Origin of the sequence: Nocardia sp. NPDC003269 (genome assembly GCF_042888005.1) — a bacterium.
GTDB lineage: Bacteria > Actinomycetota > Actinomycetes > Mycobacteriales > Mycobacteriaceae > Nocardia.
This window is the reverse complement of record NZ_JBIAPA010000001.1, coordinates 372,850-389,574: the sequence shown is the minus strand read 5'-3', so window position 1 is coordinate 389,574 and position 16,725 is coordinate 372,850. Positions and strand designations below refer to the sequence as shown.

The 16,725-nt window shown below is 73.3% G+C and carries 1 protein-coding gene; it reads left to right on the top strand.

Translation table 11 applies throughout. The features are described from left to right. Positions 1–41: 41 nt before the first annotated feature. A complete protein-coding gene (locus ACFYWJ_RS01680; protein WP_355271207.1) occupies positions 42–16,715 on the top strand; it encodes an amino acid adenylation domain-containing protein in 16,674 nt (5,557 codons plus the stop codon). The last annotated feature ends 10 nt before the right edge of the window (positions 16,716–16,725 follow it).

Here is a 16,725-nt window from a genome sequence, read left to right as displayed (position 1 = left end):
GGGGAACGGCTAGTCGACTCCGTCGAGCGGAGGGAACGGGCGTGACCCGGGCCAGCAGGGCGTCCGGCGCCCGTGCCAGGCAGCGGGGGAAGTCGCTGCCGCAACTGCTGTCCGTCGCCGTGGAATCCAACCCCGGCGGCATCGCGCTGTCCTGGGACGACGGCGTGTCCGCTCCCGTCCGCTGGACCTACGCCGAGCTCGACGAACGCGCCAACCGGCTGGCCCGGCTGCTGATCGCGCGCGGGGTCGGCCCGGAGGACATCGTCGCCATCGGCATCCCGCGCTCGGCCGACTCCGTGCTGGCCATGTGGGCGGTCACCAAGGCGGGCGCCGCGTTCCTGCCCGTCGACCCGAACTATCCGCCCGCCCGGGTGACCCACATGCTCGCCGATTCCGGCGCGGTCCTCGGCCTCGCCGTCGCCGTCGCGCTGGACAAGTTGCCCGGCACCGTCGACTGGCTGTGCCTCGACGATCCGGCCGTGCGCCGCGCCGCCGAGGAGCAGCCCGGCGACCCGGTGACCTTCGCCGACCGGGTGCGCCCGCTGCGGCTGCCGCACCCGGCCTACATCACCTACACCTCGGGCTCCACCGGCCTGCCCAAGGGCGTCGTGGTGACCCACGCCGGCCTGGCCGGATTCAGCGCCGAACAGCGCGCGCTCTACAGCGTCGAGCCGACCTCGCGGACCCTGCACTTCGCCTCGCCCTCCTTCGACGGCGCCGTGCTCGAACTGCTGATGGCGGTCGGCGCCGCGGCGACCATGGTGGTCGCGCCCGCCGGGATGCTCGGCGGCGCCGAGCTGGCCGAGGTGCTGCGCCGCGAGTCGGTGACGCACATGTTCATCACGGCCGCCGCGCTCGCCGCGCTCGACCCGGCCGGGCTGGACGACCTGGTCGTGATCGCCAGCGGCGGCGAGGACGTCCCGCCCGCCATGGTTCGCCGCTGGGCCATCGAACTACCCTCGGGCACCCGGCGTTTCCACAACGGCTACGGGCCGACCGAGACCACCATCATGACCAACATCAGCGCCGCGCTGGCGCCGGGCGCGGCCGTGAACTTCGGCCCGCCGCTGCGCGGGGTCACCGAGTACGTGCTCGACGAGCGCCTGGTCCGGGTGCCGGACGGGATGATCGGCGAGCTGTACATCGCGGGCAACGAGCTGGCCCGCGGCTATCACGGGCGACCGGCGCTGACGGCGGCCCGTTTCGTCACCGACCCGTTCGATCCCGCCGGTGGCCGCATGTACCGCACGGGCGATCTGGTGCGCAGGCGCGCCGACGGTGCGGTGGAATTCGTCGGCCGCAACGACTTCCAGGTGAAGGTCCGCGGATTCCGGATCGAGCTGGGCGAGATCGACGCGGTGCTCTCCGCGCACGACAGCGTCGACTTCGCGGTGACCGTGGGGCACCAGCTCGACAACGGCACCACCATCCTCGCCGCCTACGTCCACGCCGCGCCGGGCGCGCGGGTCGACTCCGACGAGCTGCTCGCCCACGCCAGGGCCGGACTGCCCGCGCACATGGTGCCGACCGCGCTGACCGTGCTCGACACCATCCCGCTGACGCCGGTCGGCAAGCTGGACCGGGCCGCGCTGCCCGCACCGACCCTGCGTACCGAGGAATTCCGCGCGCCGTCGGGCGCGATGGAGGAGCTGGTCGCGCAGATCTTCACCGAGCTGCTCGCCCCCGAGCGCGCGATCGGCGCCGACGACGACTTCTTCGCGCTCGGCGGCAACTCGCTGCTGGCCACCAGGGCGGCGGCCCGGCTCGGTGCCGAGCTGTCGGCCCGGGTGCCCGCCGGTCATGTCTTCGAACGGCCGACGGTGGCCGGTCTGGCCGAGCTGCTCGAGCCGCTCAAGGGCGCGGGCGGCCAGTCCGCTCCGACGCGCCGTGAGCGGCCGGAGCTGATCCCGCTCTCGCCGGCTCAGCAGCGGATGTGGTTCCTCAACCAGTTCGACCCGGCCTCGGTCGCCGAGACGATCCCGTTCGCGCTGCGGCTGTCCGGCCCGTTCGACGCGCGGGCCCTGCACTCCGCGCTGACCGACCTGGTGCTGCGGCACGAGTCGCTGCGCACCTACTACCCGGCGATCGACGGTGTCGGCCACCAGGTGGTGCTGCCGATGGCCGACGCCGTGCCCGATGTGCTCGTCGACGAGCTCACCGAGGACGAATTGCCGCTGTGGCTGGGCGAATTCGCCACCACCGGCTTCGACGTGGCCGAGGGCGTCCCGCTGCGGGTGGCGCTGGCCGAACTCGGCCAGCGCGACCATGTGCTCGCGGTGGCGCTGCACCACATCACCGCCGACGGCGCCTCGGTCGCGCCGCTGCTGCGCGATCTGCTCGGCGCCTACCTGGCCCGGCGCAACCGCTCGCGGCCGAGCTGGCAGCCGCTGCCGGTGCAGTACGCCGACTACACGCTGTGGCACCGGGAACTGCTCGGCGACGAGGACGATCCCGACTCGGTCGCCACCGCCCAGATCGGTTTCTGGCGCGACACCCTGGCCGGGCTGCCCGACCGGCTCGACCTGCCCACCGATCGCCCGCGCCCGCCGGTGTTCACCGGCCGTGGCGCCGAATTCGGCTTCCGGATCCCGGCCGAGGTGCACACCGCGATCGCCGCGCTGGCCCAGCGCAGCGGCGCCTCGGAGTTCATGGTCGTGCACGCCGCGTTCGCGGTGCTGCTGAGCAGGCTCGCGCACACCGACGACATCGCCATCGGCACCCCGGTGGCCGGTCGCGGCGCCCGCGAACTCGACGACCTGATCGGCATGTTCGTCAACACCCTGGTGCTGCGGTCGCGCGTCGACGAGCACGCGAGCTTCGCCGAGCTGCTGCGCGAGACCAAGCGCGCCGACATCGCCGCCTTCGCCCAGGCCGACCTGCCGTTCGAGCGCCTGGTCGAGCTGCTCGACCCGGTCCGCTCGCAGGCGCACCACCCGCTGTTCCAGGTGGCGCTGTTCTTCCAGAACCTCGACCTGCCGAACCTGCGGCTGCCCGGCCTGGACGCGACGCCGGTCGAATTCGGCGGCGCGGTCGCCCGTTTCGACCTCCAGCTGACCGTCGTGCCGGGCACCGACCCGGCCGAGCCGATGGCCGCGTCGTTCAACTACGCCACCGATCTGTTCGACGCCGATTCGATCGAGACGATGGCGGCGCGCTTCACCCACCTGCTCGCCGCCGTCACGGCCGACGCCGACCTGACGATCGCCGAGATCGATCTGCTCACCGCCGCCGAGCGCGAACTGACCCTGACCGCCTGGAACGGGACCGGCCACCCGGTGGCACCCGAGCTGATGCTCGACGCGTATCGCCGTGCGGTGCAGGCGCATCCGGACGCCATCGCGCTCGTCTACGAGGGCACCGACCTGACCTACCGGCAGTTCGACGAGCGGGTCAACGCGCTGGCCCGGCTGCTGATCCAGGCCGGGGTCGGCCCGGAAGGCCTGGTCGGCCTGGCGATCCGGCGTTCGCCGGACCTCGTCGTCGCCATGTACGCGGTACTCACCGCCGGTGGCGCCTACGTGCCGCTGGACCCGGACCATCCGGCCGAGCGCATCGCCTACATCCTCGACACCGCGCGCCCGGCCGCCGTGCTGAGCACCGAGCCGATGCCGGTGCCCGAGGGCACCGAACTGCTCCGGCTCGACGAGCTCGATACGCGGGGCGTACCGGTCGATCCGGTGCGCCCGGCCGAACTGCGCGCGCCGCTGCGCGCCGACCACCCGGCCTACGTCATCTTCACCTCCGGTTCCACCGGAAAGCCCAAGGGCGTGGCGATCTCGCACGCGGCCATCCACAACCAGCTGGTGTGGATGCTCGCGAAATACCCACTGGCCCTGGGCGATGTCTACCTGCAGAAGACCGCGACGACCTTCGACGTGTCGCTGTGGGGCTACTTCATGCCGCTGCGGGTCGGCGCGACGCTGGTGCTCGCCACCCCGGACGGGCACCGCGACCCGGCCTATCTGATCGAGCTGATCGCCCGGCACAACGTCACGGTGACCGACTTCGTCCCGTCGATGCTCACCGTCTTCGCCGCCCAGGCCGGGTCCGCCGGCGCGATGCCGTCGCTGCGCGAGGTGTTCGTGATCGGTGAGGCGCTGCCGCCGGAGACGGTCGACGCCATGGCCGAGATCAGCTCGGCCCGGCTGCACAACCTCTACGGTCCCACCGAGGCCGCGGTCTCGGTGACCTACTGGCCCGCCCGCGCCGGCGAGCGGACCGTGCCGATCGGCCTGCCGCAGTGGAACACCCGGGTCTACGTACTGGATTCGCGGTTGCGACCGGTGCCGCCCGGGATCGCGGGTGAGCTCTATCTCGCGGGCGATCAGCTCGCGCGCGGCTACGTCGCCCGGCCCGGCCTGACCGCCGACCGCTTCGTCGCCGACCCGTTCGACGCGGGCAAGCGCATGTACCGCACCGGTGACCTGGTGGTGTGGCGCCGTCCCACCGCGACCGCGCCGCATCGGCTGGATTACCTGGGCCGCATCGACTTCCAGGTGAAGTTCCGCGGCCAGCGCATCGAGCTCGGCGAGATCGAGACCGCGCTGCTCGCGCACGACTCCGTCAGCCAGGCGGTCGCGCTGGTCGCGCCCACCGAACTCGGTGATCAGCTCGTCGCCTATGTCGTGCCGGCGCCCGGCCGGGCCGCCGATCCGGACCGGCTGCGGACCGTCGCGTCGAAGACCTTGCCCGCGTACATGGTTCCCGCGTCGGTGACCGTGCTCGACGCGCTGCCGCTCAACGCCAGCGGCAAGCTCGACCGCAAAGCCCTGCCAGCGCCGCACTTCTCGGCCCGCGCCTTCCGGGCGCCGGGCACCGAGCAGGAGAAGCTCGTCGCCGGGTTGTTCGGGGAAGTGCTCGGCCGCACCGATATCGGCGCCGACGACGACTTCTTCGCCCTCGGCGGCAACTCGCTCGTCGCCACCCGACTCGTCGCCCGTCTCGGCGCGGCCACCGGGGACCGGGTCGCCGTGCGCGCCCTGTTCGAGACCCCGACCGTCGCCGGTCTCGCCGCGACATTGGGGACGGGCGGCGAGACCGCCGCGACCAGTGGCCTCGGCACCCTCACCCGGCCCGCCGAACTGCCGCTCTCGCCCGCGCAGCGGCGCATGTGGTTCCTCAACCGGTTCGACCAGGGCGCGGCCGCCGGTGACGGCGCCGCCGCCTACAACCTGCCGTTCGCGCTGCGCCTGACCGGCAGCCTGGACGTGGCCGCGCTCGGCACCGCGCTGCGCGATGTGCTGGCCAGGCACGAAGTGCTGCGCACCGTCTACCCCGACACCGGCGACGGCCCGATCCAGCGGGTGCTGCCGGTCGAGCAGGTCGACCTCGATGTCACCGTGCGCCGCGCCGATCCGGCCACGCTGATCGAGCAGGTCGGCGCGCTCGCCGCGACCGCCTTCGACGTGACGGCCGAGGTCCCGCTGCGGGTCCGGCTGCTCGACATCACCGGCGACGGCCCCGACGCGCCCACCGAGTACGTGCTCGCGGTGGTCGTGCACCACATCGCCGCCGACGCGTCCTCGATGGCGCCGCTGGTGCGTGACGTGACCACCGCCTATCTGGCCCGGACGGCCGGGCACGCCCCCGGGTGGCCCGCGCTGCCGGTGCAATACGCCGACTACGCGCTGTGGCAGCTGGATCGCCTCGGTGCCGAGACCGACGCGGAATCCGCCGCCGCCGCGCAGATCTCGTTCTGGCGCGACGAGCTGTCCGGCTTGCCGGACCTGCTCGAACTGCCCGCCGACCGCCCGCGTCCCGCCGTCGCCTCGCTGGCGGGCAGCCGGGTCCCGGTGCGCATCGACGCCGAGACCCACGCCGGGCTCGCGAAGCTCGCCAAGGACAGCGGCGCCACCGTGTTCATGGTGCTGCACACCGCCTTCGCGGTGCTGCTGGCCCGCACGGCGAGCACCGCCGACGTCGCGGTCGGCACCCCGTTCGCCGGTCGTGGCGAGCGCGAGCTGGACGACCTTATCGGCATGTTCGTCAACACCGTCGTGCTGCGCACCCACTACGACGGCGGCGCGTCGTTCACCGACCTGCTCGCCGCGCAGCGCACCCGCGACCTGGCCGCCTTCGCCGCCGCCGACATCCCGTTCGAGCGGCTCGTCGAGGTGCTCGACCCGCCGCGCTCGACCGCGCGGCATCCGCTGTTCCAGGTGGGCCTGTCGTTCCAGAACGTCGATCGCGCCGCGCTGGAACTGCCCGGTCTGCGGATCGCCCCCGTGTCGGCGGAACTGGCCGTGTCCCAGTTCGATCTGCACCTGATCGTCGGTGACGGCTACGCCGCCGACGGCACGCCGACCGGCATCGAGGGCTTCTTCACCTACGCCACCGACCTGTTCGACGCGGAGACCGTGCGGGCCTTCGCCGACCGGCTCGGTCTGCTGCTCGACGCGGTGGTGCGCGAGCCGGGCGTCGTCGTCGGCGATGTCGACCTGCGCACGTCGGCCGAGCGCGCGACCGAGATCACCTCGGGCGCCGCCGATCTCGCCATCCCGGGTGGCACGCTGGCCGACCTGCCCGCACTGGCGCGCCCCGAAACCGTCGCGCTGGTGGCCGATCTGCCCGAGGGCAGGCTGGAACTCACCTACGCCGAATTCGAGGCGCGGGTCAATCGCCTTGCCCGGCACCTGATCTCGCTGGGCGTCGGTCCCGAGTCGCTGGTGGCGCTCGCGCTGCCGCGCTCGATCGATCTCGTCGTCGCCATGTTCGCGGTGACCCGCGCGGGCGGCGCCTACGTGCCGATCGATCCGGATCAGCCCGCCGATCGCACCGATTACATCCTCGGCACCGCGGCCCCGATCTGTGTGCTCAGCAACGGTTTCCGGACCGACGCGGCGCCGGTCGTGCGGGTCGACCATCCGGTGATCGCCTCGGCCGACCCGGCGCCGATCACCGACGCCGACCGGCGCGCGCCGTTGCGGCCGGAGAACACGGCCTACGTCATCTTCACCTCCGGTTCCACCGGCCGCCCCAAGGGCGTGGCGGTGCCGCACGCCGCCGTGGTCAACCAGTTGCAGTGGCTGCGCGGCGAATTCGGCACCGGCGCCGACGACGTGTTCCTGCTGAAGACCCCGGCCACCTTCGACCTGTCGGTGTGGGAGTTCTGGTCCGCCGCGGTCTGCGGCGGCAAGCTGGTGATCGCCGCGCCCGACGGGCACCGCGATCCCGCCTACCTGGACGCGCTCATCACCGACGCCGGGGTCACGACGCTCACGGCGGTGCCCTCGCTGCTGGACGCGCTGGCCGGCTACTGGGAGGCGCGGCCGCAGCCGCTCACCCGCATCCTCGCCATCGGCGAGGCGCTGCCCGCCGCGCTCGCCCAGCGCCTGCTGACCGCGCTGCCGGACACCAGGATCGACAACCTGTACGGCCCCACCGAGGCGGCCGTGTCGATCACCGACCACCGGGTGACCTCGGCCGACGTGCTGAGCGTGCCGATCGGCACCCCCGAATGGAACTCCCGGGTGTACGTCCTCGACGAGCGCCTGCGCCCCGTCGCGCCGGGCGTGCGGGGTGAGCTCTACCTCGCGGGCGCCCAGCTGGCGCGCGGCTATCTGCGCAAGGCGGCGCTGAGCGCCGAACGCTTCGTGGCCGACCCGTTCGAGCCCGGCGCGCGGATGTACCGCACCGGCGACCTCGTCGCCCGTGACCGCACCGGCTCGCTGAACTACCTGGGCCGCACGGACTTCCAGGTGAAGATCCGCGGCTTCCGGGTCGAGCCGGGCGAAGTCGAGTCCGTGCTGCTCGGGCTGCCCGGGATCGCCCAGGCCGCCGTGCTGGCACGCACCGACGCGCACTTCGGGGACCGGCTGGTCGCCTATGTGGTCGGAGCGGATATCGATGCGGCGCAGCTGAAGTCGGCGTTGCGCGACAAGCTGCCCGCGTACCTGGTGCCCGAGGCGTTCGTCGTGCTCGACACGCTGCCGCGCACCGTCAACGGCAAGCTGGACCGGGCCGCGCTGCCCGCCCCGGTGTTCGAGGCCGCGGCCTTCCGCGCGCCAACGACGCCGACCGAACAGCTGGTCGCCGAGGTCTACGCCGAGATCCTCGGGGTCGACGCGGTCGGCGCCGACGACGACTTCTTCGCTCTCGGCGGCAACTCGCTGCTCGCCACCAGGGCCGCCGCCCGGATCAGCGCCGCGCTGGACCGCGCGGTCGGGGTCCGCCTGCTGTTCGAGGCGCCGGCCGTCACCGACCTCGCCCTGCGCGTGCACCGGTCCGCCGAGCTCGCCGCGCTGCCGCTGGTGGCCGGACCGCGCCCGGACCGGCTGCCGCTGTCGCTGGCCCAGCAGCGGATGTGGCTGCTCAACCGGCTCGATCCCGAGGCCACCGTCTACAACATCCCGGCCGCCATCCGGCTCACCGGCACGCTCGACCTCGCGGCGCTGGCCGTCGCCGTCGGTGACCTGTTCGCCCGGCACGAGGTGCTGCGCACCCGCTACCCCGAGCGCGGCGACGGTCCGGTCCAGGAGGTGCTCGCGCCCGGCGCGGTGCGGGTCGACCTGACGCCGATGCTGGTCACCGCCGACGACCTGGTCGACGAGGTGCGCCGGACCGTGGCCGAGGGCTTCGACGTCACCGCCGCGCCGCCGGTGCGGCTGCGACTACTACGGCTGGGCGCCGATGACCACGTCCTGGTGTTCGTCGCCCACCACATCGCCGCCGACGGCTTCTCGATGGGCCCGCTCACCCGTGACCTGGTGCTGGCCTACACCGCCCGCACCGAAGGCGCCGCGCCCGCGTGGTCGCCGCTGCCGCTGCAATACGCGGATTACGCGGTGTGGCAGCGGGAATCGCTGGGCGACGAGGCCGATCCCGCGTCCACCGCCGCCGCGCAGCTGAGCTACTGGACCGAAGAGCTCGCCGGGCTTCCCGAGGAGATCGCGCTGCCCGCCGACCGGCCGCGGCCGCCGGTGCAGTCCTTCGCCGGTGCGCTGAGCACCGTGGAGATCGACGCGGCGCTGCACGCGGGTCTGGCCGGGCTGGCGCGGGCCGAGGGCGTCACCGTGTTCATGGTGGTGCAGGCCGCCCTCGCGGTACTGCTCGCCCGCACCGGCGGCACCGACGACGTCGCCATCGGCACCCCGATCGCCGGTCGTGGCGCCCGCGAACTCGACGACCTCGTCGGCATGTTCGTCAACACCCTGGTGCTGCGCAGCCACGTGTCGGAGGCCGAGCCGTTCACGGCGCTGCTGCGGCAGACCCGCGACACCGACCTGCGGGCCTTCGCGCACGCCGATATCCCGTTCGAGCGGGTCGTCGAGGCGGTGCAGCCGGTCCGGTCGGCGGGCAGGCACCCGCTGTTCCAGGTGGCGCTGTCGTTCGAGAACCTCGCCCCGGTCGCGTTCGAGCTGCCCGGCATCACGGTGGGCGCGCTCGACGCGCGCACCGCCGAGGCCAAGTTCGACCTGCTGCTCACCGTCCGCGAGCTGCCCGACCACGGCGGCATGCACGCCGAATTCACCTACGCGACAGATCTGTTCGACGAAGCCACCGTCGCGGCCTTCGGCGCCAGGTTCGCCCGGTTGCTCGGCGAGCTCGTCGCCGATCCCGAGGTGGCCGTCGGTGCTGTCGAGCTGCTCGACGACGCCGAGTTCACCGCGCAGACCACCTTCACCGGTCCGCCCGCCGAGCCGGAGCGCACGCTGGCGCAGCTGATGGACGCCGCCGTGCTGGCCAACCCGACGGGGGTGGCCGTGCGCGGTGACGGACGCGGCTTCACCTACGCCGACCTCGACGCGGCGGCCAACCAGCTGGCCAGGGGCCTCATCGCCCGTGGCGCCGGACCGGAAGTCGCGGTGGCAGTGGCGATCCGGCGGTCGGTCGAATCGGTGCTCGCGGTGTGGGCCATCGCCCGCACCGGCGCGATGATCGTGCCGATCGACCCCGGCTACCCGGCCGAGCGGATCACCCACATGGCCGCCGACTCCGGCGCGGTCTTCGGCGTCACCCTCGCCGCCGAGCTGACCGGGCTGCCCACCCTGCCCGGCGACGCGGGCTGGGTCGCCCTCGACGATCGCGAATTCACCGCCGAGGTCGCCGGTTACGCCTCGGTGGCGCTGCGCGAGATCGAACTGCGGGCCCAGCCGAGCACCACCAACGGCGCGTACATGATCTACACCTCGGGGTCGACGGGTCTGCCCAAGGGCGTCGTCGTCACCCACGCGGGCCTGGCCAACTTCTGCGCGGAGCAGAAGGAGCGCTACCGGCTCGATTCCGGTTCGCGGGCACTGGCTTTCGCCTCGCCGTCGTTCGACGCCTCGATGCTCGAGCTGCTGCTCGCCCTCGGTGGCGCGGGCACGCTGGTGGTGGCGCCCGCCGGATCCGTCGGCGGCACCGAACTCGCCGAGCTGATCCGCACCGAAGGCGTGACCCACACCTTCCTCACGCCCACCGTCCTGGCCACCCTCGACCCGGCGGGTGTGCCGGGGCTGCGGCATCTGGTCGTCGGTGGCGAGCACGTGCCCGCCGACCTGGTCGCGCGCTGGAACACGCTGGCACAGCGCAAGTTCCACAACGGCTACGGTCCCACCGAGACCACCATCATGGCCGCCATCAGCGATCCGCTGACCCCCGGCGCCGACGCGCACATGGGCGGTCCGATCCGGGGCACCACGGCGCTGGTCCTCGACGGGCGGCTGCGTCCGGTGCCCGAGGGCGTCACCGGTGAGCTGTACCTGGGCGGCATCCAGCTCGCCCGCGGCTACCACCGCCGGGCGAGCCTGACCGCGGCGCGCTTCGTCGCCGATCCGTTCGGGGCGCCGGGCACCCGGCTCTACCGCACCGGCGACCTCGTGCGCCGCCGGGGTGACGTGCTGGAGTTCGTGGGCCGCAACGACTTCCAGGTGAAGATCCGCGGCCTGCGGATCGAACTCGGCGAGATCGACGCGGTGCTGGCCGCCGCGCCCGGCGTCTCCTGGGTCACCACGCTGGGCCGCGACAACGGCACCGGCGCCACCATGCTGGTGTCCTACGTGCTGGCCGAACCGGGGGAGCGGCTCGACCCGGCCGAACTCACCGCGCTGGCCGCCCGCGTGCTGCCCGACTACATGGTGCCCGCGGCGATCGTCGTCCTCGACGAGCTGCCGCTCACGCCGGTCGGCAAGCTGGACCGGCGCGCGCTGCCCGATCCGGTCACCGTGCGCCGCGAGCACCGTCCGCCGCGCACCGCGGCCGAACGCGCGCTCGCGCGGGTGATCGGCGAGGTCCTCGGCCACGACCGGGTCGGCCTCGACGACGACTTCTTCGCCCTCGGCGGCGACAGCATCACCGCCATCCAGGTGGTCTCGCGGGCCGGTGCGGCCGGGGTGGGGCTGCGGCCGCGCGACCTCTTCGACGCGCGGACCGTCGGTGCGCTCGCCGGGCGCGCCGAGATCACCCTCGACGCGGGCTCGCGGCCCGCCGCCCTGCCGCTGACCGCCACCGCGGCCCAGCTGATGGAGACCGGGGACAACGCCGTCGAACCCAGGGCCGTGCTGCTCGACGTGCCCGTCGACTGTTCCGACGACGCCGTCGCCGAGGTCGTGCACGCCGTGATGAACCAGCACCCGATGCTGTGGGCGGTGCTCGACCGCAGCGGCAGGGCCCCGGTGCTGGTGATCCCGTCGCAGGAGGAGCGCACCGGCGACGCCTTCCGCAGGCTCGACGCCACCGACGGCGAGTCCTCGCTGCCGGTCGATGACATCGTCGCCGCGGCCGCCGCCGCGCTCGACCCGGACGAGGGTCGCAATATCCACTTCGTGCTCACCGGCGACGGCGAGCGCAGCTCCACGCTGGTCGTGGTCGCCAACAGCCTGGTCCTGGACGAGCCGTCCTGGCGCTCGATCGTCGACCAGCTGACCACGGCGTGGAGCCGGGGCCGCCACGCGGCGCCCGCCGCACCCGACGCCGGACTCGGCGACCTGGTCCGCAGGCTCGCCGAATACCCGTCCTCGGGCCGGGCCCGCGCCGAACGCGAGTACTGGCACCGCGCGATCCGGTCCAGGGCAGGCGAATCCGCCGATCTGCGGCAGCGCAACCGGGTCTCGCTGAGCATCACCGGTGAGGGCACCGCCGCGGTCACCACCGTCGCCGACGCCTACCGCGCCACCGTGGACGAGGTCCTGCTCACCGCCGCCGCGCTGGCCCTGCACACCGCCGCCGACACCGCCGTCGCGCGGGTCATCGGCACCGTGGCCCGGCTGCGCGCCGATCAGCGCGTGCTGGGCAGGCCCGACGCCGAGAGCGTGGTCGGCGGTTTCACCACCGATTACCCGCTGGTGTTGCGCCTGGAGGGCGTCGATATCGCCGACGCGCTGGTCGGCGGGCCCGCCGCCGGGACGGCGCTGGCCCAGATCAAGGAACTGCGCCGGACGGTGCCCGCGCACGGCGCCGGCTTCGGCCTGCTGCGCTATCTCGACGCCGAGGCCGCCGACAGCGTGCGCTCGCTGGATCGGGGCCGGTTCGCGGTGCGCTTCCGCGACCTGCGCCCGGCCAAGGTGCACACCGACGTCGCCGCCGACGATCTGGCGCTCGTGCTCACCGTCGACGCCACCGACGACGGCATGGTCGCCCGCTTCGACTACGCCACCGCGGCGCTCACCGCCGACGCGGTCAAGACCTTCGCCGAACACTGGATCCGCGCCCTCGGCGGCCTCGCCGAACACGGATTGCGCCCCGGCGCGGGCGGATTCACCCCGTCGGACTTCCCGCTGGTGCGCCTGGGCCAGACCGAACTGAGCCGGCTGGTGCGGCGCTACCCGCTGCTCAGCGATGTCTGGCCGGTGACCCCGCTGCAGTCGGGCATGCTGTTCCACGCGCTGCTCGCGGAGAACTCGGTCGACCCCTATATCACCCAGTTCGCGCTCGACCTCGATCCGGCCGTGGACGACGAGCGGCTGCACCAGGCCGCGCAGGCCGTGCTCGACCGGCACGACAATCTGCGCGTCGCCTTCGCCGCCGACGCGGCGGGCACCCCGCTGCAGGTGGTGCTCGACGACATCGACGTGCCGTGGCAGGTCATCGACGCCGACGCGGCCACCTACCAGCGGATCAAGTCAGCCGACCTGACCACGCACTTCGACATGGCGGCCGCGCCGCTGCTGCGCTTCACCCTGGTGCGCACGCCCGAGACCGCGCACCTGCTGGTCACCAGCCACCACATCCTGATCGACGGCTGGTCGACCCCGCTGCTGCTGCAGGAACTGCTCACCGCCTACGCGGTCGGCGGCCGCTCGCGCCGCCTGCCGAAGATCGCGCCCTACCGGGACTACCTGGCCTGGCTGGCCGAACAGGACCTCGACGCCGCGCGCCAGGCCTGGCGCAGCGCGCTCACCGGCCTGGCCGAGCCGACGCCGCTGGCACCGGTCGATCAGGGTCGCGAGATCGCCACCGGGACCGGCGAAACCGGCTTCGAGCTGTCCACCGCCGACACCGCCGCGCTGAGCACGCTCGCGGCGGGGCTCGGCGTCACGGTGAACACCGTGGTCCAGGCCGCGTGGGGCCTGCTCATCGCGCGCCTGGTCGACCGCGACGACGTGGTGTTCGGCGCCACCGTCTCCGGCAGGCCCGCCACCCTCGACGGCGTGGAACGCATGGTCGGCCTGTTCCTCAACGCCATCCCGGTCCGGGTGCGGCTGCACCCCGGCGACACCGTCGCCGAACTGCTGCGCAGACTGCAGGACGACCAGGCGGCCCTGCTCGAGCACCACTACCTCGGCCTCGGTGAGATCCAGGAGATCGCGGGCATCGACGCGCTGTTCGACACGCTGGTGGTGTTCGAGTCGTTCCCGGTCGACCGGGAAGGGCTGGCGCAGGCCGCGTCCGGCTCCGCCGCGGTCACCGGGATGGACGCCGCCAACGGCACCCACTACCCGCTGACCGTGCAGGTCGTCGCCGACGGCCAACTGCGGGTGTCGGTCAAGTACCTGCGCGACGTCTTCGGCGAGGCCACCGCGACCGCACTGGCGCAACGGCTCTCGATGCTGCTGGCCCGGTTCACCGCCGCGCCGGAGAGCAGGCTCGCCGAGATCGATGTGCTGCTGGCCGAGGAGCGGGCCGTGCTGTCGGCGGCCAATGCCACCGACGCGCCGGAGCTGCTCGACGACGCGACGCTGCTGTCGCTGTTCGACGCGCAGGTGGCCGAGACACCCGACGCGATCGCCCTCGTCGACGGCGAAACCTCGCTCACCTACGGCGAATTCGATGCGAAGGCCCGCGCGCTCGCCGCGGCGCTCGGCGCGCGGGGCGCCGGTCCCGACGCGCTGGTCGCCGTCGCCATGCGGCGCGGCGTCGACCTGGTGACCGCGATCTACGCGGTGCTGCGCACCGGCGCCGCCTACGTGCCGGTCGATCCGGACCATCCGGCCGAGCGCACCGACCGGGTGCTGGCCGCGGCGGCGCCCGTCTGCGTGCTCACCACCACCGGCACCGGATTCACCACCGCCGCCGAGGTTTCCGTCGTCACCGTCGACACGCTCGAGCCCGGCTCGGCACCGGTGGCGCGCGCGACGGTCCAGCCGGACAACCTGGCCTACGTCATCCACACCTCCGGCTCCACCGGTACGCCCAAGGGAGTCATGCTCACCCACCGGCAGCTGGTCGCCCAGTTCCGCTGGGCGCAGCGCGCCTACCCGCACGGGCCGGGTGACGTGGTCCTGCACAAGACGCCGGTCACCTTCGACATCTCCACCTGGGAACTGCTGTGGCCGTTGCAGACCGGCGCGACCGTGGTGATCGCGGCGCCCGACGGGCACCGTGACCCGGCCTACCTGGCCGAGGTGCTGGCCGAACGCGCCGTCACCACGGTGCATTTCGTGCCGTCGATGCTCGACGCGTTCCTCGCCGACCGCGCCGACGGCGGCTTCCCGGCGCTGCGCCGGGTGTTCGCCGCCGGTGAGGCGCTGTCGGCCTCGACCGCGCGGCGCTTCGCGCAGGCGCTGCCCGGCGTCGACCTGATCAACTGGTACGGCCCGGCCGAGGCGACCGTCGTCACCGCGGCGCGGGCCGAAGCCGGTGCCGCCGTGAGCATTCCGATCGGCACCCCGGTCGCCAACACGCGCGTGCACGTGCTGGACCGGCAGCTGCGGCCGGTGCCGCCCGGCACCGCGGGCGAGCTGTATCTGGAAGGCGTGCAGCTGGCCCGCGGCTACCTCGGTGCCGCGGCGCTGACAGCCGAGCGATTCGTCGCCAAGGCCGGCGGCGGCAGGCTCTACCGCACCGGCGACGTGGTCCGCTGGACCGAGGAGCGCGAGCTGGAGTACCTGGGGCGCAGCGACTTCCAGGTGAAGCTGCGCGGTCAGCGGATCGAGCTCGGCGAGGTCGAGGCCGTGCTGCTTGATCACCCCGAGGTCAGGCACGCCGCCGTGGCGCTCGTGCACGGCCCGACCGGGGATCGGCTGGTCGGTTACGTCGTCCCGGTCGACGCGGCCGAACCCGCCGAGGCCGAGATCGCGCCGCCCGCGGCCGGCTACTCGATCGAGAGCGGCGCGAGCGCGGACGGCCTGGACGAGGCGGCGCTGCTGGCGCACGCCAGGGCCGCGCTGCCGTCGTACATGGTCCCGTCGACCCTGGTGACCCTGAAGTCGTTGCCGCTCAACGCCAGCGGCAAGCTCGACCGCAAGGCACTGCCGGTGCCCGCCTTCACCACCCGGCCCTACCGTCCGCCGACGACCCCGCTACAGCGCGCGGTCGCCGAGGTGTACGCGGAGGTGCTCGGCGCGGGCAAGGTCGGCCTCGACGACGACTTCTTCGAGCTCGGCGGCAACTCGCTGGTCGCCACCAAGGCGATCAGCAGGCTGCGGACCAGGGTCGGCGCCGAGGTGCGGGTGCAGTGGTTCTTCACCGACGCCACGGTCGCCGCGCTCGCCGCCCGCATCGACGCCACTCAGTCCGACGCGGGCGACTACGACGTCGACTCCGACGACGCGCTCGGCGTGCTGCTGCCCATCCGCAACCGGGTGCCGCACGGCACCGAGGCGGGCGGACCGCTGTTCTGCGTCCATCCGATGTACGGCCTGTCCTGGTGCTACGCCGGTCTCGCCCAGTACATCCCGGCGCGGCGGCCGATCTTCGGCCTGCAGTCGCCCGCGCTGAGCGAGGCGGGCTACCTGCCCGGCACGCTCACCGAGATGGCCCGCCGCTACGTCGCCGAGATCAAGGCCGCCCAGCCGCACGGCCCGTACCGGCTGATGGGCTGGTCGCTCGGCGGTGTGCTGGCGCACGCGGTCGCCACCGAACTACAGGCGCAGGGAGAGCGGGTGGCGCTGCTGGCGATGCTCGACTCGCATCCCGACATCGATGTGCCCGATTTCCACACCGCCGTCCGGGACGCGCTCGCCGAACTCGGCGTCGACCTCGGCGCGGCGCTGCCCGCCTCCGGGGTGCGCGAACTCAGCGAGGACGCGCTGGCCGCGCTGCACGCGATCGTCCCGGCCAACATGGCCGTGCTCACCCCCGAGCGGTTGCGCCGGATCTACCGCAGCGCGGTGCGCTCGGCCGAGCTGATCGCCGAGCACCAGCCCGCGATGTACCGGGGCAGGCTGGAGTACTTCAGCGCGCTCGGACACGAGACGGCAGCACGGAATTGGGCGCCGTATGTCGAGGGCGAGGTCCGCGATCGGCCGGTCGCGGTGGTGCATGATCAGATGACCTCACCGGAGGCGCTGGCCGAGATCGGCCCGCGCCTGGCGGAGTTGCTGGATGTCGGCGACCGGGAGTCCGGGGCACGATGACATCGGTGAT